The 22,914-nt window shown below is 71.5% G+C and carries 23 protein-coding genes; 11 read left to right on the top strand and 12 right to left on the bottom strand.

Features of this window, described 5'->3' with window-relative positions; genetic code table 11:
- Positions 1–176: 176 nt before the first annotated feature.
- On the bottom strand, positions 177–2,003 hold the full coding sequence (locus BM237_RS19325) for an acyl-CoA dehydrogenase (RefSeq protein ID WP_093850959.1): 1,827 nt from the start codon (positions 2,001–2,003) through the stop codon (positions 177–179).
- Between the two features lie 198 nt (positions 2,004–2,201).
- On the opposite strand from BM237_RS19325, the gene BM237_RS19320 reads away from it, so the two are divergent.
- Entirely contained in the window at positions 2,202–2,753 is a 552-nt protein-coding gene (locus BM237_RS19320) for an SseB family protein (protein WP_093850958.1), read from the top strand.
- A gap of 136 nt (positions 2,754–2,889) precedes the next feature.
- Entirely contained in the window at positions 2,890–3,843 is a 954-nt protein-coding gene (locus tag BM237_RS19315; protein WP_093850957.1) for a pirin family protein, read from the top strand.
- 56 nt (positions 3,844–3,899) lie between these two features.
- On the opposite strand, the gene BM237_RS19310 is transcribed toward BM237_RS19315, so the two are convergent.
- Positions 3,900–6,164, bottom strand: a complete 2,265-nt coding sequence (locus BM237_RS19310; RefSeq protein WP_093850956.1) for a SpoIIE family protein phosphatase — start codon at positions 6,162–6,164, stop codon at positions 3,900–3,902.
- A 140-nt stretch (positions 6,165–6,304) separates the two neighbouring features.
- Here BM237_RS19310 and aspS point away from each other — a divergent pair, with 140 nt between their 5' ends.
- Positions 6,305–8,080 (top strand): aspartate--tRNA ligase, encoded by a 1,776-nt coding sequence (gene aspS, locus BM237_RS19305; RefSeq protein ID WP_093850955.1) that lies wholly within the window; start codon positions 6,305–6,307, stop codon positions 8,078–8,080.
- An 89-nt stretch (positions 8,081–8,169) separates the two neighbouring features.
- Here the strand turns inward: aspS and BM237_RS19300 are convergent, their stop codons facing one another.
- Complete coding sequence (locus tag BM237_RS19300; protein WP_093850954.1) at positions 8,170–9,348, bottom strand: phospholipase D-like domain-containing protein; 1,179 nt, start codon at positions 9,346–9,348, stop codon at positions 8,170–8,172.
- Positions 9,349–9,535: 187 nt separating this feature from the next.
- Between BM237_RS19300 and BM237_RS19295 the strand changes: the two genes are divergently transcribed.
- Together BM237_RS19295 and BM237_RS29365 are read left to right on the top strand one after the other, a co-directional pair.
- The gene (locus tag BM237_RS19295; RefSeq protein WP_093850953.1) at positions 9,536–9,778 is read left to right on the top strand and encodes a DUF6411 family protein; all 243 of its coding nucleotides are present in this window, start codon (positions 9,536–9,538) and stop codon (positions 9,776–9,778) included.
- 99 nt (positions 9,779–9,877) lie between these two features.
- Positions 9,878–10,036: a hypothetical protein gene (locus BM237_RS29365; protein ID WP_175541062.1), complete on the top strand. Its 159-nt coding sequence runs from the start codon at positions 9,878–9,880 to the stop codon at positions 10,034–10,036.
- Between the two features lie 203 nt (positions 10,037–10,239).
- Here the strand turns inward: BM237_RS29365 and BM237_RS19290 are convergent, their stop codons facing one another.
- The 7 genes from BM237_RS19290 to BM237_RS19260 form a co-directional block, all read right to left on the bottom strand.
- On the bottom strand, positions 10,240–12,474 hold the full coding sequence (locus BM237_RS19290; RefSeq protein WP_093850952.1) for an MMPL family transporter: 2,235 nt from the start codon (positions 12,472–12,474) through the stop codon (positions 10,240–10,242).
- A 79-nt stretch (positions 12,475–12,553) separates the two neighbouring features.
- Positions 12,554–13,153 carry a TetR/AcrR family transcriptional regulator gene (locus BM237_RS19285; RefSeq protein WP_093850951.1) on the bottom strand — a complete coding sequence of 200 codons (600 nt, stop codon included), beginning with the start codon at positions 13,151–13,153 and terminating at the stop codon, positions 12,554–12,556.
- 125 nt (positions 13,154–13,278) lie between these two features.
- Positions 13,279–14,163 carry a TIGR02452 family protein gene (locus BM237_RS19280; protein WP_093850950.1) on the bottom strand — a complete coding sequence of 295 codons (885 nt, stop codon included), beginning with the start codon at positions 14,161–14,163 and terminating at the stop codon, positions 13,279–13,281.
- Positions 14,164–14,251: 88 nt separating this feature from the next.
- The gene (locus tag BM237_RS19275; RefSeq protein WP_093850949.1) at positions 14,252–15,634 is read right to left on the bottom strand and encodes an oxygenase MpaB family protein; all 1,383 of its coding nucleotides are present in this window, start codon (positions 15,632–15,634) and stop codon (positions 14,252–14,254) included.
- Positions 15,635–15,874: 240 nt separating this feature from the next.
- Complete coding sequence (locus BM237_RS19270; protein WP_245793770.1) at positions 15,875–16,576, bottom strand: hypothetical protein; 702 nt, start codon at positions 16,574–16,576, stop codon at positions 15,875–15,877.
- Positions 16,577–16,618: 42 nt separating this feature from the next.
- Complete coding sequence (locus BM237_RS19265; protein ID WP_093850948.1) at positions 16,619–16,816, bottom strand: hypothetical protein; 198 nt, start codon at positions 16,814–16,816, stop codon at positions 16,619–16,621.
- A gap of 226 nt (positions 16,817–17,042) precedes the next feature.
- Positions 17,043–17,924, bottom strand: a complete 882-nt coding sequence (locus BM237_RS19260) for an NAD(P)-dependent oxidoreductase (protein WP_093850947.1) — start codon at positions 17,922–17,924, stop codon at positions 17,043–17,045.
- Between the two features lie 109 nt (positions 17,925–18,033).
- On the opposite strand from BM237_RS19260, the gene BM237_RS19255 reads away from it, so the two are divergent.
- The 4 genes from BM237_RS19255 (at position 18,034) to BM237_RS30345 (ending at position 20,243) form a co-directional block, all read left to right on the top strand.
- Positions 18,034–18,654 (top strand): TetR/AcrR family transcriptional regulator, encoded by a 621-nt coding sequence (locus tag BM237_RS19255; protein WP_093850946.1) that lies wholly within the window; start codon positions 18,034–18,036, stop codon positions 18,652–18,654.
- Between the two features lie 142 nt (positions 18,655–18,796).
- Positions 18,797–19,294: a GNAT family N-acetyltransferase gene (locus BM237_RS19250; RefSeq protein ID WP_093850945.1), complete on the top strand. Its 498-nt coding sequence runs from the start codon at positions 18,797–18,799 to the stop codon at positions 19,292–19,294.
- Between the two features lie 120 nt (positions 19,295–19,414).
- Complete coding sequence (locus tag BM237_RS19245) at positions 19,415–19,882, top strand: NUDIX hydrolase (RefSeq protein ID WP_093850944.1); 468 nt, start codon at positions 19,415–19,417, stop codon at positions 19,880–19,882.
- 232 nt (positions 19,883–20,114) lie between these two features.
- Positions 20,115–20,243, top strand: coding sequence for a hypothetical protein (locus BM237_RS30345; RefSeq protein ID WP_281253941.1), 129 nt, complete (start codon positions 20,115–20,117; stop codon positions 20,241–20,243).
- Positions 20,244–20,249: 6 nt separating this feature from the next.
- On the opposite strand, the gene BM237_RS29000 is transcribed toward BM237_RS30345, so the two are convergent.
- Entirely contained in the window at positions 20,250–20,924 is a 675-nt protein-coding gene (locus BM237_RS29000; protein ID WP_139238132.1) for a hypothetical protein, read from the bottom strand.
- 265 nt (positions 20,925–21,189) lie between these two features.
- The gene (locus tag BM237_RS19235; protein WP_093850943.1) at positions 21,190–21,597 is read right to left on the bottom strand and encodes a RidA family protein; all 408 of its coding nucleotides are present in this window, start codon (positions 21,595–21,597) and stop codon (positions 21,190–21,192) included.
- Positions 21,598–21,718: 121 nt separating this feature from the next.
- Here BM237_RS19235 and BM237_RS19230 point away from each other — a divergent pair, with 121 nt between their 5' ends.
- A complete protein-coding gene (locus BM237_RS19230) occupies positions 21,719–22,099 on the top strand; it encodes a winged helix-turn-helix transcriptional regulator (RefSeq protein WP_093850942.1) in 381 nt (126 codons plus the stop codon).
- A gap of 167 nt (positions 22,100–22,266) precedes the next feature.
- Positions 22,267–22,908, top strand: coding sequence for a hypothetical protein (locus BM237_RS19225; RefSeq protein ID WP_139238131.1), 642 nt, complete (start codon positions 22,267–22,269; stop codon positions 22,906–22,908).
- The last annotated feature ends 6 nt before the right edge of the window (positions 22,909–22,914 follow it).

Here is a 22,914-nt window from a genome sequence, read left to right as displayed (position 1 = left end):
CCCCCTGACCTGGGAACGGGGCCCCCGCCCACCCGGCGTCCGCCCGCCCCCGAGGACGGGCGGACGCCGGGTGTCCCGCGGAGCCGGAGCCCGGCCGTCCCGGCCGGGCTCCGCTCAGAGCTCCGTCCGGAGCCGGCCCGGAGGGCGGCCCGGAAGGCGGCCCGGGAGGAGGAGGCTCAGAAGGCGGCCTCGTCCAGCTCCATCACCGACAGGTCGGTGGCCTCGGCGATCTGCCGCTCGACGCCGACGCCCGGCAGGATGTTCGCGGCGAAGAACTTCGCGGCGGCGATCTTGCCCTCGTAGAAGGCCCTGTCCTTGGCGGCGGCGCCCGGCAGCTTGTCGGCGGCCACGGCGGCGCCCTTGAGGAGCAGGTAGCCGATGACGACGTCGCCGGAGGCCATCAGCAGGCGGGTGGTGTTCAGGCCGACCTTGTAGATGGACTTGACGTCCTTCTCGGTGGCGGCCAGGTCGGTCAGCATGGTGCCGACGATGGCCTCCAGGTCGCCCGCGGCCTTGGCGAGCTGCTCGCGGGCGCCGGCCAGACCCTCGCCGCCGGCGGCCTCGGCCAGGAACTTCTTGATCTCCTCGGACAGGGCGGTCATCGCCTGGCCCTGGTCGCGGACGATCTTGCGGAAGAAGTAGTCCTGGCCCTGGATCGCGGTGGTGCCCTCGTAGAGGGTGTCGATCTTGGCGTCCCGGATGTACTGCTCGACCGGGTACTCCTGCAGGTAGCCGGAGCCGCCGAAGGTCTGCAGCGACTGGGCGAGCTGCTCGTAGGACTTCTCCGAGCCGTAGCCCTTGACGATCGGCAGCAGCAGGTCGTTCAGGCGCTTGGCGGCGGAGGCGTCCTCGCCGGCGGCCTCCTTGGCCAGGACCTCGTCCTGGACGGTGGCGGTGTAGAGCACCAGCGAGCGCATGCCCTCGGCGTACGCCTTCTGCGTCATCAGCGAGCGGCGCACGTCGGGGTGGTGGGTGATGGTGACGCGCGGGGCGGTCTTGTCCGTGAACTGGGCCAGGTCGGCGCCCTGGACGCGCTCCTTGGCGTACTCCAGCGCGTTGAGGTAGCCGGTGGACAGGGTGGCGATGGCCTTCGTGCCGACCATCATCCGCGCGAACTCGATGATCTTGAACATCTGGCGGATGCCGTCGTGCTTCTCGCCCATCAGCCAGCCCTTGGCGGGGGCGTTGGCGCCGAAGGTCATCTCGCAGGTGTTGGAGGCCTTCAGGCCCATCTTGTGCTCGACGTTGGTGGCGTAGACGCCGTTGCGCTCGCCGAGCTCACCGGTTTCCCAGTCGAAGTCGTACTTGGGCACGACGAACAGGGACAGGCCCTTGGTGCCCGGGCCGTGGCCCTCGGGGCGGGCGAGGACAAAGTGCACGATGTTCTCGGACATGTCGTGCTCACCGGAGGTGATGAAGCGCTTGACGCCCTCGATGTGCCAGGAGCCGTCGTCCTGCTTGATCGCCTTGGTGCGGCCGGCACCCACGTCGGAGCCCGCGTCGGGCTCGGTGAGGACCATGGTGGAGCCCCACTGCCTGTCCGCCATGAGCTTGGCTATCTTCTGCTGCTCCTCGGTGCCCTCCTCGTGGAGGACGCCGGCGAAGGCGGGGCCGGACGCGTACATCCACACGGCCGGGTTGGAGCCGAGGATGGTCTCGGCGAAGGCCCACAGCAGGGAGCGCGGGACGGTGGTGCCGCCGATCTCCTCCGGGATGCCCAGCCGCCACCACTCGGCGTCCATGTACGCCTGGTAGCTCTTCTTGAAGGACTCCGGGACCGGAGCGGTATTGGTCTCGGGGTCGAACACCGGCGGGTTGCGGTCGGCGTCCTCGTAGGAGGCGGCCAGTTCGTTCTCCGACAGGCGGGCGACCTCGGCCAGCACGCTCTTGGCGGTCTCGACGTCCATCTCCGCGAACGGGCCGGTGCCGTACACCGTGTCGCGGCCGAGTACCTCGAAGAGGTTGAACTCGATGTCGCGGAGATTCGACTTGTAGTGCCCCATGGCGACGGCTCCGTAGTGGATAGGGGGAGGAGACTCCTCCCTACGCGTACCAGAAAGTAGCTCTCATCATGCTACCCGCCGGTAATAAGAAGCAACCCGATCCGCGCGACTGTGACAGAACTCCCCGGAGGGCGCCTTGACGGCGGACCGCTCCCGCGGCGGGGCGGGAGGGGGCCCGAAGTCGATACGCTTACGCCCATGTACGGCTACGACCAGACCGGAAACGCGGGGCACGCGGGGCAGCACGCCGGTCACGGCGGCCACACCGGCCACCCGGGGCACACCGGCCACCCCGGGCACGGCGCGCACGCGGGGCAGCACGCCGGCCAGCACTACGGACAGCAGCCGCCGCCCGGCTACGGGCAGCAGCAGCCGCTCTACCCGGAGCCCTCGCCGCCGTCGCTGGCCGAGGCCGTACGGGCCTTCACCACCGGGGTGATGTCCCCCGAGGACTTCCAGGCGATCTTCGCCACGTCGAAGGTGTACTGCCCGCGCGGCGACACTCCCGGCTTCCTGGCGCTGCACAACACCCAGCAGCCGGTGATCCCGATGTTCACCACGCTCAAGGAGCTGCGCGCGTACGCGGGCAAGGAGTCGAAGTACTTCGTGATCACCGGTGCGGAGGTGCTCGACCTGCTGCCGTCGGGCTACGGCTTCGTGCTGGACATGGAGGGCGAGCACCGGATCGTCTTCGACGCCAAGGCGGTCGAGGAGATGGTCGACTTCGCGATGCGCCGGATGTACGGCTGACCCGCTGCCGGCCCCGCCCGGGGGGCGCACGGGGAGCGGAGGGACACACCGCCCGCGCCGTGTGTACCGGGCGCTCCTGGCTTTCCGTTGAACGTTGAAATACCCTGGTGCCTCCAGGCTTCCCGAGGAGGTCCAGATGCCGGCGATCACCGCCGAGAACCCGCTCGTACTCCCCCGCGTCACCGCCCCGGCCGACGCCCGCCCGCGCCGCGTCCTGCACACGGCCGCGGCTCCCTCCGGCTTCGAGGGCGAGGGCTTCCCGGTGCGCCGCGCGTTCGCCGGGATCGACCACAGGTACCTGGACCCGTTCATCATGATGGACCAGATGGGTGAGGTGGACTACGAGGCCGGTGAGCCCAAGGGGACCCCCTGGCACCCGCACCGGGGCTTCGAGACCGTCACCTACATCATCGACGGCACCTTCGTCCACCGGGACTCCCACGGCGGCGGGGGCACCATCTCCGACGGCGACACCCAGTGGATGACCGCGGGCAGCGGCCTGCTGCACATCGAGACCCCGCCCGAGGAGCTGGTCGTCTCCGGCGGCCTCTTCCACGGCCTGCAGCTGTGGGTCAACCTGCCGGCCAGGGACAAGATGACCGACCCCCGCTACCAGGACATCCGCGGCGGCAGCGTCCGGCTGCTGACCTCGGGCGACGGCGGCGCGCTCCTGCGCGTCATCGCGGGGGAGCTGGACGGCCACGAGGGACCGGGCGTCACGCACACGCCGATCACGATGATCCACGCCTCGGTGAGCCCCGGCGCCGAGGTCACGCTCCCCTGGCGGCCGGACTTCAACGCCCTCGCGTACGGACTGGCGGGCCACGGTTCCGCGGGCGCGGAGAGGCGGCCCTTCGGCATGGGCCGGACGGTCGTCTTCGGCGACGGCGGCGCGCTCACCGTCCGCGCCGCCGAGGAGCAGGACTCCCGCAGCGAGAACTTCGAGGTGGTCCTGCTCGGCGGCCTGCCGATCCGCGAGCCGATGGCCCACTACGGCCCGTTCGTGATGAACAGTCACGCCGAACTGGTCCAGGCGTTCGAGGACTTCAAGGCGGGACGGCTGGGCTCGGTCCCGGCCGACGCCCACTGACGCCCACTGACGCGGCCTGGCGCGGCCGGACGCGGCCTGGCGCGGGGCCCGGCGGTTCAGCCCCAGTCCGGCCCCTCCTCGGCCTCGTGGAGCTCGAACCAGATGCTCTTGCCCGCGCCCCTGGGCTCCACCCCCCACGCGTGCGCCAGCATCTCCAGCAGCAGCAGACCGCGCCCCCGGGAGGCCAGCTCGCCGGGGTGGCGCCGGTGGGGCAGTTCTTCGCTGGAGTCCGCGACCTCCACGCGCAGCCGCCGCGAGCCGGGCTCGCCCTCCAGTTCGGCAGAGAGCGTGGCGTCCCACTCGGTGTGGACCAGGGCGTTGGTCAGCAGCTCCGACAGCAGCAGGACGGCGCCCTCCACCTGGTCCTCCACCGCCCAGTCGAACAGCAGCTCGCGGAGCTGGTGGCGGGCGTCGGAGACCCGGGCCTGCTCGGACTGGGCCACCGACATCACCAGACGGCGCACCAGGGGGCGCGGGCGCACCTCGGGCACGCCGCCCTCGCGGCTCAGCAGCATCAGCGCGATGTCGTCCTCGCGTCCGCCCGCGCGCGGTTCCATGCCGTGCCCGGTGCCGGTCACATGGCGGGTCGGAGCGCCGTGCATCGCGTGGATCAGCGTGTCGGCGAGGTTCTCCGGTGACCCCCCGTGCTCTCCCAGGACCTTGCGCAGCCGCGCCCATCCGGCGTCGTAGTCCAGGCCGCCGGCCTCGACGAGCCCGTCGGTGCACATCAGCAGCGTCTCGCCCCGCCCCAGCGCCACCCGGGTGACGGGGTAGTCGGCGCCCGTGACGATCCCCAGCGGCGGTCCGGGCGCCACCGAGCAGGTCAGCACCGCGCCGTCGGCCAGGCGGACCACCGGTTCCGGGTGGCCGGCGCGGGCGATGTCGAGCGCGCCGTCCGGATCGGCCTCCACGTACAGGCAGGTGGCGAAGCGGTGGTCGTCGGCCGGGTCCGCGTCCGCCCGCCCGGCGGCGCCGCCGGGCTCGGGCAGGTCGCCGGTCTCCATCCCGGCCAGGAAGCGGTTGGCGCGGGCGAGCACCGCGTCGGGCCGGTGCCCCTCCGCGGCGTAGGCGCGCAGCGCGATCCGCAGCTGCGTCATGACCCCCGCGGCGCGTACGTCGTGCCCCTGCACATCGCCGATCACCAGGGCGGTGCGGCCGGACGGCAGCGGGATCACGTCGTACCAGTCGCCCCCGACCTGGAGGCCGCCGCCGACCGGCAGGTACCGGCTGACCACCGTCATGCCGGGGACGGCGGTGCGCTGGGCGGGCCGCATGGTGCGCTGGAGGCTGTCGGCCAGCTCCCGCTTGGACTCCTGGATGTACACCCGCGACAGGGCCTGCGCCAGCATCCGCGCCACCGACACCAGCAGCTGGCGCTCGTCGGGGGTGAAGGCGACGGGGGCGCCGAAGGCGAGCAGCCAGGCGCCGATCGTCCGGCCGCCCACGATCAGCGGCAGATAGGCCCAGGCCCGGCGCCCGTAGCCCTCCACCAGGGGCCAGACGGCGGGGAAGCGGCGCCGGTACTCCTCGGGGGAGGACAGGTAGACGGCCCGGCCGGTGCGGACGGCCGTGCTGCCGGGGTAGTCGCTCTCCAGCGTCGTCTCGCCGAAGGCCGGCCGCCGGTCCACGTCCGGTCCGTAGTAGCCGATCGGGGTCAACCGGTCTCCCCTGACGCCGTAGATGACCAGGGAGGAGGGGGTGAGGCCGGGCAGCGACATCTGGCCCGCCACCCGCAGCACCTCCTGCGTGGTCTGCGCCTCGGCCAGCGCCTTTCCCACGTCCAGCAGGAACGCCTCGCGCGAGTGCCGCCACTCGGCGGCGGCCGGGGCCTGGGCGGCCGGGGACTGCACCGTGGGGACGGACGCGCCCGGGGGCCGCTCGGCGGTGATCTCCACCGGATACGTCTCCTGGGGGATCTCCGAGACCTCCTCACCGGCCCCGGCGGGGCGGTTCGGCCAGGGGGCCTCGGTCAGCAGTCCGTGCAGCACGAAGGACTGGCCCGGCTCCGTACCCATCAGGGTCTGCCCGGCCAGGGCCAGCCGGTTGCGCACGATCCGCAGGACGGTGCCGTCCGGTGCCACCACCCGCTGCAGCGCCTCCGCGATCGTGCCCTCGGCGATGGCGAGGGCGGCGACGTTGGCCAGTTCCGCGTAGTCGAGCGCGTGGAAGCGGGAGCGCAGGGCACTCTCGGTCAGGACGGTCTCCTCGGGCGGCAGGCCCAGCAGCCGGGCCGCGGTGGCGTCCAGCGTGATGACGCCGGCCGTGTTGTCCCAGCGCCACAGGCCGACCCCGGTGGCCGCGAGAATGTCCTCGGTGTGCACTTTTCCACCATATGTGGTCGTTCCCGGGGGCACCCGGCGGAAGACGGCCCGGACGGTAGTCTGTGGGACGTGTGCGCCCCCTCGCCGACGAGCGGCCGGCGGCCCGACACCAACCGACAACCTGACGACTTGGACGAATGATGCATCGGTACCGGTCCCACACCTGCGGCGAGCTCCGTGCCGCGGACATCGACACGGATGTCCGCCTCTCCGGCTGGCTGCACAATCGGCGGAACCTGGGCGGCATCCTCTTCATCGATCTCCGCGACCACCACGGGATCGTCCAGCTCGTCGTCCGCCCCGACACCGCCCCCTACGAGGCGCTGAGCTCGATCTCCAAGGAGTCCGTCGTCCGCGTCGACGGCCGGGTCGTCGCCCGCGGCGAGGAGAACGTCAACCCCGAGCTGCCCACCGGCGAGATCGAGGTCGAGGTCGCCGGGGTCGAGGTGCTGGGCGCCGCCGACCCGCTGCCGTTCACCATCAACACCGAGGACGGCGTCAACGAGGAGCGGCGCCTGGAGTACCGCTTCCTCGACCTGCGCAAGGAGCGCATGCACCGCAACATCATGCTGCGCTCGGCGGTCATCTCCACCATCCGGCAGGAGATGACGGCGCTCGGCTTCAACGAGCTGGCCACCCCGATCCTGTCGGCCACCTCCCCCGAGGGCGCGCGCGACTTCCTGGTGCCCTCCCGGCTGCACGCGGGGAAGTTCTACGCGCTGCCGCAGGCCCCGCAGCAGTTCAAGCAGCTGCTGATGATCGCGGGCTTCGACCGCTACTTCCAGATCGCGCCCTGCTTCCGCGACGAGGACGCCCGCGCCGACCGCTCGCCGGGCGAGTTCTACCAGCTCGACATGGAGATGAGCTTCGTCGAGCAGGAGGACGTCTTCGGCGTCATCGAGAAGGTCATGACCGACCTCTTCGAGAAGTTCGGCGACGGGCGCCACGTCACCTCGCCCTTCCCGCGCATCCCCTTCCGCGAGGCGATGCTCAAGTACGGCAGCGACAAGCCGGACCTGCGCGTCGGGCTGGAACTGGCCGACGTCTCCGACGTCTTCGCCGGCTCGGAGTTCAAGGCGTTCGCGGACAAGCACGTGCGCGCCCTGGCCGTGCCCGGCACCGCCGACCAGCCGCGCAAGTTCTTCGACCAGATGGGCGAGTTCGCCGCTCTGCAGGGCGCCAAGGGCCTGGCCTGGGTGCGCGTGGGCGACGACGGCAAGCTGACCGGCCCGATCGCCAAGTTCCTCACCGAGGAGAACGTCTCCGCCCTGCTGTCCCGCCTGGACGCCGGGCCGGGCACGGCCGTCTTCTTCGGCGCGGGCGAGTTCGACGAGGTCTCCAGGATCATGGGCGCGGTCCGCGTCGAGGCCGGGCGCCGCACCGGCCACTTCGAGGAGAACGTCTTCCGCTTCTGCTGGATCGTCGACTTCCCGATGTTCGAGAGGAACGAGGACACCGGGCAGATCGAGTTCTCCCACAACCCGTTCTCCATGCCGCAGGGCGGCCTGGAGGCGCTGGAGACCAAGGACCCGCTGGACATCCTGGCCTGGCAGTACGACATCGTCTGCAACGGGGTGGAGCTGTCCTCCGGCGCGATCCGGAACCACGAGCCGGAGATCATGTACAAGGCCTTCGAGATCGCCGGCTACAGCCACGAGGAGGTCGAGCGCGAGTTCGGCGGCATGCTGCGCGCCTTCCACTTCGGCGCCCCGCCGCACGGCGGCATCGCCCCGGGCATCGACCGCATCGTGATGCTGCTGGCGGACGAGCCCAACATCCGCGAGACCATCGCCTTCCCGCTCAACGGCAACGCCCAGGACCTGCTGATGGGCGCCCCGAGCGAGGTCGACGAGGCCCGGCTGAAGGAGCTGCACCTGTCGGTGCGCAAGCCGCCGCAGGTCAAGAAGGCCGACTGACACGGGCACACGGGCACACGGGCCACACGCCGACGGGCCGGGACCGCGACGCGGTCCCGGCCCGTCGGCGTGTCACCGGAACCGGGATCTCAAAGGAAACGGCGGATCGGCGCCACGGCGGCCTCCCGCACCCGCTGCACGACCGGCCTTCTGCGCCAGCGTGCGCCCACGATCCGCACGCTCCGGCGCAGGTCCGCCTCGTAGTCCCGGTCCAGCCCCGCGGTGAAGTCCTCGTCCAGGACGACGAGCATGACCTCCTCGTCGTGGTCCATCGAGCGCCGGTTGAGGTTGGTGGAGCCCACCAGCGAGGCGATCCCGTCCACCGTCACGATCTTGGCGTGCATCATCGTCGGCTGGAAGTGCCGGATCCGCACCCCGCACGCCAGCAGCTCCTCGTAGCGGCCCTGCCCGGACAGCTGGGACGCCCGCTGGTCGGTGTGCGGGCCGGGCAGCAGCAGCTCCACCTCCACCCCGCGGCGCGCGGTGGCGCACAGCATCTCGACGAAGTACGGGTCGGGCGCGAAGTACGCCGTGGTCAGCCGTACGCGCTCCTGCGCCGTCTCCAGCACCACCCGCAGCAGCGTCTGCATGTCCTGCCAGCCGAAACTGGCCGAACCGCGCACCACCTGCACCACGGAGCCGCCCCGCGGCTCGTGCTCGACGAAGCGGTCCCGCTCGTCGAACAGCACTTCCGCGCACTCCGCCCAGTTCTGCGCGAACGCGGCGGCGATGCCGTCCACGGCCGGGCCGCGCACCCGCACATGGGTGTCGCGCCACTCGTTCTCGTTCCGGGCGTCGCCGCACCACTCCTCGGCGATCCCCACCCCGCCGGTGAAGGCCGTCCGCTCGTCCACCACCAGCACCTTGCGGTGGCAGCGGTGGTTCTGCTTCAGCGGGGAGAGCCACAGCGGCTTGCGGAACCAGGCCACCTGCACCCCGGCCTCGTCCATCATCTCCAGCAGGTCGCCCTCGATCAGCCGGCTGCCGAAGCCGTCCAGCAGCAGCCGCACCCGCACCCCGGCGCGGGCGCGCTCGGCCATGACACGGGCGAACTCGCGGGCGATCTCGCCGCGCCAGTACACGAACGTCATCATGTCGACGGTGTGCTCGGCGGCCCGGATGCTCTCCAGCATCGCGGGGAAGATCTCGTCCCCGTTGCGCAGCGCGGTCAGCTCGTTCCCCTCGGTGGCGGCGATCCCGATCAGCCGCTCCAGCCGCCGTCGCAGCCGCCGCTTGCGCCTGTCCGCCTCGTCGTTCACGACGCCCATGGCCCCTTCCTTCCGGCCTGCCGGACTTCCGCCCGAATCGAAAATCCTCTCGGTCCGCTTATGCCCACCGATCCGGTTCTCAGGGATGCCGGGCACGAGCCGGGGCAGACGGACCGAACACACGGCTTCGGTGGTCGAGACGACACGGAGCGATACGACCGGATACGAAACGACGTGAGGAGTGACCATGGTGGTCGCCGGTGTGATAGCCGGGTGCGTGGTCCTGGCCGCTCTGGCCTTCGTGGTGCCGCGCCTGTCCCGTCACCCCGAGCGCGGCACACAGCGCTCCCTGGGGCTGGGCGCCCGGGCGGGAGGCAAGGCCCCCGGCCCTCTGGGGCGCTGGATGAGCAAGCCGTTCCACAAGAGTTCCCGCGCGGTGGGACGCAGCGGTTCCGCGGGCCGCCGCGCCCGCGGCCGGCTGCCGTTCTGACTCCTCGTCCCGTCGTGCTCCGGCCTCCCCCGGGCGCGCCCGCGCCCGGGGGAGGCCGGAACAGCCCTCGATGTGGATTCCTCCGGAAGGGAGACCGCAGTGAGTTGGTACACCGACGCCGCGCAGGGCGGCGAGCCCGCGCTCCTCGCCAGGGGGGCGAGCCTCCCCGGCGGACTGACCATCGCCCTGGTGTTCCTCGCCATCGCGGCCGTCTGCCTGACCGCCGCCTACCTGGTCAAGCGCAGCGCGCGGCGGTAGCGGGGAACGGGGAGACGAGGTGTGGGGCCGCCCGCCGGGCGGCCCCACACCAGTACGCGACCGGGGCCCGGCAGCGGTGCCTCCCTGGCGGGAGAACCGCTGCCGGGCCCCGGATGCCGCACCGTTCCCCGTCCCCACGGGCCGGTGCGGCCGGGGCCGCCGCGCCTTCCGCTCGCGGCGGCGGCCCCGGGCTCGGGTACCGCTCAGTCGCGCGCGGCGACCGGCTCGCGCTCGCCGGCCTTCTCGGCGGAGCCGTTCAGCTCGCGCTGGAGCTTCTCGCCCTCGACGTCGACGTTGGGCACGACCTTGTCCAGCCAGCGCGGCAGCCACCAGGCGGACTTGCCCAGCAGCGCCAGGACGGCCGGGACGACGGCCATGCGGATCACGAAGGCGTCGAAGAGGACGGCGACGGCCAGACCGAAGCCGATCATCTTGATCATCGACTCGGAGGAGCCGATGAACCCGGCGAAGACGCTGATCATGATCAGCGCGGCCGCGGTCACCACGCGCGCCCCCAGCTTGAAGCCGGTGACGACCGACTCGTGCGGGGTCTCGCCGTGGACGTGGGCCTCGCGCATCCGGGTCACGAGGAAGACCTCGTAGTCCATCGCCAGGCCGAAGACCAGGCCGACCATGAGGATCGGCATCAGGCTCATGACCGGGCCGGTCTGCTCCACGCCGAAGACGTCGGCCAGCCAGCCCCACTGGAAGACCGCCACGACCGAGCCGAGCGCGGCGACCACCGAGAGCAGGAAGCCGAGCGCCGCCTTGAGCGGGACCAGGATCGAGCGGAACACCACGGTCAGCAGCAGGAACGCCAGGCCGACCACGAGGATCAGATAGGGCGCCAGGGCGTCGTCCAGCTTCTGCGAGACGTCGATGGCCATGGCGGTCTGCCCGGTGACCAGGACGCCGGCGCCGGTGGTCTCGGCGATGTCGTCGGCCTGCTCGCGGATGTCGTGGACCAGGTCCTCGGTCGCGGCGCTGCTGGGCGCGGACTTCGGGATGACGGTGATCATCGCGGTGTCGCCGGCCTCGTTGAACGTGGGGGGCATCACGGCGGCGACCCCGCCCAGGCCCTGGAGCTTCTCGGCGGTGGCGCCGGCGGCGGCCTGGGGGTCGTCGCTGTCCTCGGCGTCCACGGTCACGATCAGCGGGCCGTTGGTGCCGGGGCCGAAGCCCTCGGCTATCAGGTCGTAGGCGCGGCGCTGGGTGGTGCTGGTGGGCTGGGAGCCGTCGTCGGGCAGGTTGAGCTGGAGGTCCTTGGCGGGGACGGCCAGCAGGCCGAGTCCGACGACGCTGACCAGTAGCACCGCGATCGGGCGGCGCAGCACGAAGCGGGCCCAGCGGGTGCCCGCGCCGTCCTTGGTCTCGACGGCCGTGGCCGTCTCGCCGTCCTGGCCGTCCTCGCCGGCCTTCGCGCGCTGCTTGCGCGGCAGGACCTTCTGCCCGGCGAAGCCGAGCAGTGCGGGTATCAGCGTCAGGGCGACCAGCACGGCCAGGACGACCGAACCGCCGGCGGCCAGACCCATCTTGGTCAGGATCGGGATGTTGACCACCGACAGGCCGACCAGGGCGATGACGACGGTCAGACCGGCGAAGACCACCGCCGAGCCGGCCGTCCCCGTGGCGCGGCCGACGGCCTCCAGTGGCTCGCGCCCCTCGGCGAGTTCGGCGCGGTAGCGGGAGACGATGAACAGCGCGTAGTCGATGCCGACGGCCAGGCCGATCATCGTCGCCAGGATCGGGGTGGTGGTGTTGAGGTCGAACGGCACGGTCACGGCGGTGATGACCGCGACGGTGACGCCGACGCCGACCAGGGCGGTGAGCAGCGGCAGCCCGGCGGCGACCAGGGAGCCGAAGGTGATCAGCAGCACGATCGCGGCGATGGCCACGCCGATCACCTCGGCGGCGCCGGTGTGCGGGATCGCCGCCATCGCGTCACCGCCGGTCTCCACCGTCAGCCCGGCCTCCCGGCCGTCCTCGGCGGCGGCCTTGAGCTCCTCGCGCGACTCCTCGGTCAGCTCGAAGCCGGAGACCTCGTAGGTGACCTGGGAGTAGGCGATGGTCTGGTCCGGGCTCACGGCCTGGGCCCGGAAGGGGTCGACGGCCTGCTGGACCTGGTCGCCCTTCGCCAGCTCGGCGACGACCTCGCCGACGGCCGCCTTGTTCTCCGGGTCGGTTATCTTCTCGCCGTCGGGCGCCTTGAAGACGACCCGCGCGGTGGCGCCGTCGGGGTTGCTGCCGGGGAAACGATCCTCCAGCAGCTCGAACGCCTTCTGCGCCTCGGTGCCGGGAATGGTGATGTTGCCGGAGGCCGCCGAGGACGCGGAGGCGGCGAAGCCGCCCGCGACCGCCAGCACCACCACCCACAACAGGGCGACCAGCCCGCGCCGCCGGAAGGCGAGGCGGCCGAGCCGGTACAGGAACGTGGCCATGAGAGTGAGGACTCCTGAGTCGGAGGAAGTGGTCGGAAGGGGTTGGTGGGTCTCGGAAGTGCCCGTGGGACGGGGCCGGTCAGGAGATGCCGAGCGCCGGGAAGACCACCGCCCGCAGATAGCGCTCCATGTAGTCGGTGTCCGAGTCCCGGTTCTCGATCAGTTTGCGGGTGCTCAGCGCCCCGATGACCAGGTGCGGGACGAACTCGATCGCCGGGTTGTCCGGATCCAGCTCCCCGCGCTCGGCGGCCCTGCGCACCACGGTGTCGAGCGCGTCCAGGCCGGGCCGGATGTGCAGCTCGTACAGCGCCTGCCACAGCTCGGGGTCCTTGGAGACGGCGTGCGCCAGGCCGTTCAGCAGGGCCGTGTCCTCGCTGGCGTGGGAGATGAAGTCGCTCACCATCTGCCGGAGGTCGCCGGCCAGGGAGCCGGTGTCGATGTCCTCCGGGTGACTCTTGCCCAGATGGCGCAGGGCGGTGGCGACCAGCTTGGGCTTGCTCTCCCACTGCCGGTAGAGGGTGGCCTTGCTGGACTTGGTGCGCGTCGCGACCGCGTCCATCGTCAGCGCCTCGTAGCCCTGCTCGCGCACCAGCTCGACCACCGCCGTGAACAGCTCCAGCTCCCGCTCGGGGGTCAGCCGGGTGCGTCGGCCGGGTGCTGTGGCCGGCTGGTCGGTCATCCTGGCTCTCCAACACAAACGAAACGGTTTCGTACACCAGGAGTGTATGAGCCGGTCGAGTGAAACGCAAAAGTATCGAAACGCTTCCGTTTCCCCGTGTCGCCCTTTCCGGACGGCACGGGCGGCTACCCGGCGAGTCCGTCGAAGGCCCGGTGGAAGGCCGCCCGGGTCGGGGAGTCGGGACGGCGGTCGAGGACGGCGAGGACGACGTGCGCGAAGCGCCCGGCGAACCGGCCGCCATCCGCCAGATGCGAGCGGAACACGCCCGCGACGACCGCCGGGTCGTTGCGGAACACCCCGCAGCCCCACGCCCCCAGCACGAGCCGCCGGTAGCCCTGCGCCGCGGCCACCTCCAGCACCCGCTCGGCGCGTACGAGCAGCGCGCCGGGGATACGGCCGGCCTCCTCGGGGGCGCGCCGCGCGATGACGCCCGCGTTGGGCGCGGGCGAGGTGAGGAAGCCCACCTCGAACGGCTCCTCCAGCAGCTCCCCGCGCTCGTCGCGGAAGACCGGCACACCGGGCGAGTGGATGACGCGGTCGCTGTAGAAGGGGCTGCGCTCGGCCCGGTGGTGCTCGTAGTACCCGGGGGCGCGCAGCAGGCAGACGTACAGCGCGGAGGCACGGCACAGCGCCTCCTCCTGCGCCTGGGCCCCGTTGAGGTAGCCGCCGCCCGGATTGCGCGCGGAGGCGAAGTCGAGGACGGCGACCGGGCCGCCGGGGTCCGGGCCGTCACCGTCACCGGGACCGCCGCCGACCAGCCGGCGGGCGGCCTCCAGACTGCTCTCCCCCGTCACCTCGAAGACGGTGGACAGCCGCTCCCCGGACGCGGCCCTGGTCCCGGATGCGACATCGGGCACGGGCACCGGCTCGGGGCCGAACAGCGCGGTCCCCTCCATCGCCGCGGCGACCGCCCCGGCGATGGACACCTCCCGGCCCCCGGGCGCCGTGTACCGGCCCCGCTCGACGATCTCCTCGGTCTGCTTCGCGATCCCGCGCAGCCGTGCGCTCATGCCGGTCTCCCCCTGTCGTGCGACAGGCCGATCGTCGGCGACCGGCGGCCCGGCACGCAAAGCAATTCCGCGGCCGAGGCGCCGCCGTTCAGGGGCGGCCCAGCAGCCTGCCGCCCGCGACGGTCGAGGCGCGGGCGGTGAAGAACTCCGTGAAGCCGCGCACGAACTCCTCCTCCGTGAGCCGCCCGTCGCCGTCCGCGTCGAGTTGCCGGAAGCCGTCGTTCAGCTCGGCCGGGTGCACCCGGGAGCCGCCGAAGAGCGCGCGGTACTCGTCGGGGCCGATCTCCCCGCTCCCGTCGGTGTCCCCCGCGCGGAAGAGGGCGCGTACGGCGATGTGGAGGCCGTCCTCCAGGTAGCGCGGGTCGCGGTCGCAGCCCGCGAGGGTGGCGGCCACGAACTCCGCCCGGCCGACCCGGCCGTCCCCGTCGGTGTCCATCGTGGCGCCGATGTGCCGCCACCAGGCGTCGAAGGCGGCGTAGACCTCGTCCTCCCGCTCGGTGGTGAGCTCCAGCTGCCAGCAGGCGTTGTGGGCCATGGCCCGCAGGTCGGCGGCGTCGACGTACCCGTCCCCGGTCTGGTCCATGACCTGCCGGAAGAAGGCGTCCAGCCGGGGCGGGCGCGGGTCGTGCCGCGGGGGCCGCGGCGCCCGGGGACGCGGCACGGCCCCGGTGGGCGGCACGCGGTGGCGCAGCCGGTCCGGCAGCCGGGTCAGCAGGTGCCGCGCGCCGTGGTGCAGGACGCGGGACAGCAGCGCCGCCGCACGCGGGCGCGGCAGCCCGAAGCGCTCCCGGAAGGCGGGCGGCAGATCGGCGACGGTCAGCGCCGCGAGGGTGCGCGCGATCACCGGCCGCAGCAGCGGCCACAGGCCCCGCAGGCGCCGCAGCCGGCTCGGGCAGGGCGCCTCGCGGAGGATGCCGAACAGCAGGTACCTCACCTCGTCGCCGTACTCCAGCCGTTCGCGGACCATGCGGTCGACGTACGCGGGCACGTCGGCGGCGGTCGGCGGCAGGACGTCGCCGGACAGCCCGAACTCGCCGCAGACGGCGAGGAACTCCCGGTACAGCTCGTCGAGCTGCCCGGGGGAGAGCGGGTCGCCGGACAGCTCCCGCATCGCCGTCATCGACTCGTAGAGGGTGACCAGCACCCAGGCGCGCACCTCGGGGTCCTCGGCCGTGTACGTCCCGCCCCGCCCGTCGGCGCCCCGGATACGGCGGTGGGTGCGCTCCAGCCGGGCTACCTCCCGGCGCAGGCTGTCGGCGTCGGAGAAGAACAGGCGCTTGCCGCTGTCCATGGTGTGTTGCACGCGGCGCCAGGGGTGCGCCCGGTAGGTGGAGTGGTCCCTCATCCCGGCGGCGACGACCGGATGCGCGGTCTGGAGCACCAGCAGCCGCCAGGCGACCAGGGCGATGCGCCGTTCGCCGAGGGTGCGGCGCAGGAGGGAACCGGGGCCGGGCAGGTCGGTGCTGGGCATGGGGCCGCTCCGGGGTTCGCGGGGGGTGTCGAGTCCGCCTCAGCGTGGCCGCGGCCGGGGGCCGGCGGGTCCCGGAGAGCCGCCGTGTCACCGGAAGGTGTGAATCAGGGGCTCGCCGTGCATGGAAACGGAACCGGTTTCGCGGAACGGGTCCGGCGCCCCCGCGGGTGGCGGGTGCGGCCGGGGGGACGAGGGATGCGGAGAGGCGGGGCGCACACGGGGCGGCCCGTGCGGGGACGGCTATGCCGTCCCGGTGCAGGTCTCGTCCCCGTTCACGGGAGGAACGTCGTCTCCGCAGGCGATCATCTGCCAGTCGAGCCTCAGCGTGTACGGACGGCCGTGGATGCGGTAGTCGATCCAGGCCCGGTCGATCCATCCGCCCGACTCGCCGACCCGGAGGACGAACAGCAGCTCGGTGAACCCCGCTCCCTCCTCGTCCTCCTCGGCACAGCTCTGGGTGACGCGACTGCCCGCGCCGGCGTCGGCGAGGCGGCCGGGGAGGGGGCCGCTGTGCAGGTCCGGAGGCTTTCCCAGCGCCGCGCCGACCGGGGTGACGGCCGGGGAGGAGGCCCGGTCCTTCGCGGAGACGGTGCGCAGCGCGAACCTCACGTCCTGCGGCCCGACCGGCGCGCTGTACCGGATGTCCTCGATCTCGACGTCCGCACCGCCCGCCGAGCACAGCACGTAGCTGCCGAAGGTCGCGTTCCACGGCGTGTGCCCGGGCGAGTGGACGGAGGTGGCGCCCTGCGCGGTGTGCGAGTGCAGCGGCCCCCGGCCGCTGGTGTGCTCGAACCGGGCGGCTGTTTGGTGCCAGTCTCCGCTGACGGCGGGGTACAGGGCCGTGGCACTCGCCAGCAGGAGTCCGATTCCGGCCCGCTTGCGGGCGGGCGGGCGCCGCCGCTTCGGTGCGGCGGCGGGCACTGCCTCGGAGTTCTTCGGCACAGGCTCCTCTTCGACATGGCCGGGGCGGGGAGCGGGCGTGGTTCAGGACCCGTCGGTGGAGATGATGCTCCATCGGCCGACCTCGCGGTAGCCGGAGTCGTGGACGGCCGAGCCGTCGCCGGGCCGCAGGGCATAGCGGTGGAGGTTCCCTCCCCAGTACCTCAGGATCCGGCCCAGTTCGCGGGCGGATTCCTCTGCGGACGCCGCGTCGTCCATGTCGACCTCAAGGTGGAACTTCATTTCGGGCCTCCTTGTCGTGATGCCTGCATTGAATTGTTTCGTTGAACTTCCCTGTGAGACTTTTCGGGCAGGATGCCCGTCCACCGCTCGATCGAAGTTCGGAAAGCCTCAAGAAGCTGTGGAGCCGCAAAGCGTCGGCGTACCGGGTGCGGAAGAGGCCGAGCGGGTCGGGGAGGGCCGGAGAAGGGCCGTGGTGGTGCCGTGCGGAGGGGGCGGGGAAGAGCGCTTACGCCTCGGCCTTCTTCATCGACTCCACCAGGGCGGAGAAGCTGTCTCCGGCGTGGCCGGCGTCCATGCCGCGCCGGAAGAGTTCGACGACCGCGGCCGGGAGGGTGGTGTCGACACCCGCGTCGGCGTTGGTGTGCAGGACGTGCTCGGCGCTGGCCGTCCCCATGGCCAGGCGGTCCACGTCGCCGAGGTGCCGGCCGGCGTCGATGCGTTCGGCGTAGAAGGCGTAGAAGGCGGGAAGCGAGTTCGCGGTGTCGGTGGCGTGCGGCAGGATGTCGGCCGCTGTCAGGCCGTTCGCGTGGGCGAGGGCGATCGCCTGCCAGTAGCTCAGCATGGAGGTCCAGAACATGACCATGCCGATCTGGTAGAAGAGCGCGGCGAGCCCCGGGTCCTCCCCCCGGTACTCGGTCCGGCCGGTCACGACTTCGAGCACCGGACGGTGCTCGTCGAACACCTCCCGGGGACCGCTGTAGAAGGTCGCCGAGGAGGGCTGCCCGATGCCGGAGGGCGGCACCGTGACCCCTCCGGTGAGCTGCACGGCGCCTCGTCCGGCCGCCCAGCGGGCGGCGGTCCGGGCCCGCTCGGGGGTGTCGGAGCTGAGGTTGACCAGGACCCGGCCGGACAGCGCCGTCGCGGCGGGCTCCAGCACGTCGTACACCGCGGCGTAGTCCGTGAGGCTGAGGATCACCACCTCGTTCGCGGTGAGGGCGTCCTCGACGCTCGGCGCGAGGACCGCACCGCGGGCCGTTAAGGCGTCCGCGCGGGACGCGGTGCGGTTCCACAGGGTGACCGCGTACCCGCGGTCCAGGAAGGCCGCGGCCATGGCCTGCCCCATGGGGCCGAGCCCGATGACGGTGACCGACTGCTCGGTGCTGCTCATGAAGAGGTCTCCATCCCTTGCTAAAACGAACGCTCTATTCAGAGCGTGGCGGCAAGGTACCACGACGGTGGAACGAACGCTCTACTCAGTCGGCCGATACGGTGGCCGCATGCAGACCAGCACACGGGACCGGATCGTCGTCGCGGCAGCGCGCCTCCTGCAGCGCCAGGGCTACGTCGGCACGGGGATCAAGCAGATCGCCCGGGAGGCGCAGGCCACCCTCGGCTCCGTCTACCACTTCTTCCCGGGCGGCAAGGAAGCCGTCGCCGTGGCCGCGATCAGGCACAGCGGCGAGGAGTTCGCGGCGCTCCTGCGGCAGGCGCTGGACGGCGAGGACGACCCGGCGCAGGCGGTGACGTCCTGCGCCCGGCGACTGGCCGGCGATCTGCGCGAGTCGGGCTGGATCGACGGCTGCCCCGTCACGGCCGCCGCCCTGGAGACGCTCGGGACCGACTCGGAGATCCAGCAGGTGTGCGCCGAAGCTCTGCGCGGCTGGGAGCGGTTGGTCTCCGACAAACTGCTGCGCTGCGGCTTCTCCTCCCAGGACGCCCGGGAGCTGGCGACCACCGTCATCGGCGCCCTGGAAGGCGCCGAAGTCACCGCCCAGGTCACCCGCAGCGAGGAGCCGCTGCTGACGGTGGGGCGGCAACTGGCCCGCCTCGTGCGCTCGTACGAGGCCCGGGGCCTGGGTCTGCCCGCTGGATCACTCGGCCCGGAGACGGATCGCTGAGACGCACGGGGTGGTCGGTTGACGCGGACGGTCTCGTCGGAGCCCGGTGCCGCCCGCCGTGGTGCCCGTGCCGCCCGCGCCCGGCGCCGGGCGCGGAAAATGCCGGGGCGTTCCGCGCCGGCCGACTGTAGCTTCGGCTCTCATGAGCTGGCTCCCCGACGACTTCGTCCACCCCGTCCATGTGCCCGTCCCCGGCACCGCGCTGCATCTGCGGCCGATCCGGGAGGCGGACACCGCCATCGACTACCCCGCCGTGATGGGCTCCCGCGAGCGCCTGTGGGAGATCTTCGGCCCCGCCTGGGGCTGGCCCGCCGAGACGATGACCTACGAGGAGGACCGCGTCGACCTGCTCCGGCACGAGAAGGAGATCGCCGCGCACCAGTCGTTCAACTACGCCCTGCTGAACGCGGAGGAGACGGCGCTCTACGGCTGCGTCTACATCGACCCGCCCGAGCGCACCGGCTCCGATGCGGACATCTCCTGGTGGGTGGTGGACGACCTCGTCGGCGGCGAGGAGGAGCGCGCGCTCGACGAGCTGGTGCCGCGGTGGATCGACGCCGACTGGCCCTTCCGCCGGCCCCGTTACCTGGGCCGCGACATCACCTGGCAGGACTGGCTCGCCCTGCCGCCCGTCGCCTGACACGTCCCCGGGACGGCGAGGCGCGGGGCCGTCTGGCGGTGTTCACGCTCGTCTGGTTCCGTTCCGTGTGGTGATGCGCGAACCATGGACGCCGGACGAGTTCCGGCGGGAGGAGTGGGGATGAGTTTCCGGCTGGCGGCGTATGCCGTGTGCGTCGAGGACGGGCGGGTGCTGCTCGCCCGCCACTTACTGACGGACGGTGGGAGCAGGTGGACTCTCCCGGGCGGCGGGGTCGAGCACGGGGAGGACCCGTTCGACGCGGTGATCCGGGAGGTCGCCGAGGAGACCGGCTGCTCGGGGGTGGTAGACCGCCTGCTGGGAGTGGACTCGCGGTTGATCCCCGCGACCGCCACGCGTGAGGGAGTCGTACACCAGAACGTCGGCGTCTTCTACCGGGTCCGCATCACAGGCGGCCGGCTCCGGCCCGAACCGGACGGCGACATCGTCGAGTCGGTCTGGACCCCGGTCCCCGAGGTCACCGGTCTGCCCCGGTTGTCACTGGTTGACGTCGGCCTCGCGCTGGCGCGGGACCTTCCGCCGACCGGCCACGTCGCCCCCGTCCCGGTCGGCGGCCTGATCCAGCACTGAGACGCCGCCGGTGCCCACCCGTCCCGCCTGCCCCGGCGGCTGTGAACGGCGTCTCTCAGCGGGTCGCCGAGGTCACCGAACGGCCCCCGTTCGCGGGGGCTTTCATGCGGTCGTGCCCTCTGCGGTGCTCTGCGGGACGTACAGCCCCACCTCTACGGGGAGGATGACGTGGCCCGTTCATGTGCCCGGCCCACGCGGCAACCGTGGAGCGCCCCGGAAGCCGGACGGGCCCATGAGCCGACCCTCCGAGAACTTCGTCCACCCCGTCCATGTGCCCGTCCCCGGCACCGCGCTGTGTCTGCGGCCGATCCGGGAGGCGGACACCGCCATCGACACGCCATCCAGTGCGGTAGGCCGTTAATTCTCCTCACTCCTTCCCAGAGCAGGACTCGGCTTTGTGTGTCTCTGCGTCTGCGCCCCAGATGTTGTTCCTCATTTCGAGGGCCTTACTGATGACCTTCTGCATTGGTCCCTCTTTGAGGGATGTTTGCGTGCGTCTCCATTGTCTTCCGCGAGTATCGGTGATGTGCATGGCGACGGGGGCCCAGATACCGTCCTCGTTGAAAACCTTCTTGACCTCTTCGCCTGCAGGTTGCACATACCCCAGGTGCAGCTTGGACTGCGGGTATTCGATGTGGGTGCAGGGAGGGATGTTGTTCAGTGATATCACCCATACGTTTCGAGAAATGTGGTCCGATTCGGGATCCTTCTTGGTGATTTCAATGGCGATGTGCGCCGCAGGGATCGGGTCGGGTGACCTGTTCAGTACATGGAGAGCCGATGAGCCATCACCGCTTGAGGGAAGATGGCCGGTTCCGCCCCAGTGGAACGCCGAACCGCCGCCACCCCAGTAGGTCACTTTCGACGCCTGGTCCCGCACCTGGCGAACGTTCTCCTCTTTGGACTGGGACAGCTGGTCCTCCGCCGTCTGCTGGGTCCAGTACGAGGTGACGGCTTGTGCCCAAAGTCCTCCGATGGCTGCGACAGCGGCAAGTGCTGTTCCGGTGACCGTGATGGCGTGTGTCCAGTTGGCCCCTCGCATGCGTTGCCAAGCGCTCCGTCCTCGTGGAGCTCCGGCCTCGGAACGTTCTTCACGCAGTCGTGGTCGGACGCGATCCGGAGCCGGCCGTCGCCGCGCGAGACGTAACCGGTTCCGCCTCTGTGGTTCGTTGCTCATTGCTTCCCTCGTGAACCAGGTTCTTGAGCGGCAAATTTTATAGGTGGCAACTTTTTCATGTCCCGTCGTCCTGAAATCTCCCCGTGAGCGAACCGGGCGCGGGAGAGCAGGCCGGACCGGCATACCCCATTCAGTCCAGGACGGCGGTGGCCTCGACCTCGACCAGGTGCTCGGGTACGTCCAGCGCCGCCACGCCCAGCAGCGTGGCCGGCGGGACCGGGGTGGTCCCCAGCTTCGCGGCGGCCCGGGAGATCCCGTCCAGGAGCAGGGGCATCCTGTCGGGGGTCCAGTCGACGACGTGGACGTTCAGCTTCGCCACGTCGTCGAAGGTCCCGCCGACCCCGGCCAGGGCGGTGGCGACATTGAGGTAGCACTGCTCGACCTGGGCGGCCAGGTCGCCCGCGCCGATCGTGTTCCCCTCGGCGTCCCAGGCGACCTGCCCGGCGACGAAGACCAGCTTCGAGCCCGACGCGACCGACACCTGCCGGTAGACGTCGATGGCGGGCAGTCCGTCGGGGTTCACCAGAGTGATGGCCATGTCGGTCCGTCTCCTCATCCGGGCGCCCGTGGGCACCCGTGGTCACTTGCGGTTACCCGGAAACCGTAGGAGAGTCTGCGCTGACCTGGAAGAACGCACTTATAAGTGACTGGGGAACCTCATGGTGACCAAGCAGTTCGGGGACTCCCCCGAGGAAGCGGACCTGCGGCGCGCGGACACCCTGGCGCGGGAGATCTTCTCGGACATCGCCAACAAGTGGGCCCTGCTGATCATCGAGGCCCTCGGGGAGCGCACCCTGCGGTTCAGCGAGCTGCGGGACGAGGTCGAGGGCGTCAGTCACAAGATGCTCACCCAGAACCTGCGCATGCTGGAGCGCAACGGCATGGTCGAGCGGACGGTGCACCCCACCGTGCCGCCGCGCGTCGAGTACACCCTCACCGAGCCGGGCCGGGCCCTGCGTAAGGCGGTCGACGTGATGTGCGACTGGACCCACCGCTACCTCGCCCACATCGAGACCGCCCGCAGCCGCTTCGACAACTGACCACCCCAGTAAGGGCGTTGGGTTCACCCATCCGCCTGTGTGGCGTTCGCTACGCTCGCGGGGTGACAGGTTGACCGGCGGAATCCGCCCACGGCAGGGCGGTTCACCCGACGGGGGCTCACGGGCGTGCGCCGTGGGCGCGACGGGGACTGGGAGGTCTCATGCCGATGGCACGACGCGTAACCGCTCCACTCGCCGTCGGCGGGCTGCTGGCCGCACTGGCCGCCTGCTCGGGGGACTCCGGAGGGAAGGCCGACGCCTCCCCGGAGCCGAGGACCGAGAGGATCAGAACCGTGGTCCAGCTCTCCGAACTGTGCTCGGAGATCGGGGACGGGCACCCCGGGGCGGCGAGGTACTCGGGCGACGGACCGCACCGCACGGCCGTCTTCCGCTCCGGATACCGGACCGACAAGGACGTGATGACCGGCACGGTGCTGCAGGAGCGCGTGAGTTTCGAGGGGCTGCCGGATCTGTCGAAGACCACCCCGGTCTCCGAGATCGAGCTGCTGGCCTGCGGCAAGGGGGAGCGGGGCGAGGAGCGGGAGCGCGACTGCGAGTACGCGGAGTCCGGCCGGCTGGATCCGCAGGAGGCCTACCCGATGTACTCCCAGACGTTCACCTACACCGTCTACGAACTGCGCACCGGACGCGTCGTGGACACCATCACGAGGACTCCGCAACCGCAGTGCCCGTCGAAGATCGGCTACCGGAAGGGCGGTTCGGGAGCGCCGGACAAGGTGTACGCGCAGATATCGGACCGGGAGGCGTCGCAGGTGCTGAAGCAGGTGGTGGAGGGCCCGGCGCGCTGACGGCCC

The sequence above is a fragment of the Streptomyces mangrovi genome, assembly GCF_900114215.1.
Lineage (GTDB): Bacteria > Actinomycetota > Actinomycetes > Streptomycetales > Streptomycetaceae > Streptomyces > Streptomyces barkulensis.
Note: the sequence above shows the minus strand (reverse complement) of the source record. Positions and strands in the feature narration are given on the sequence as shown.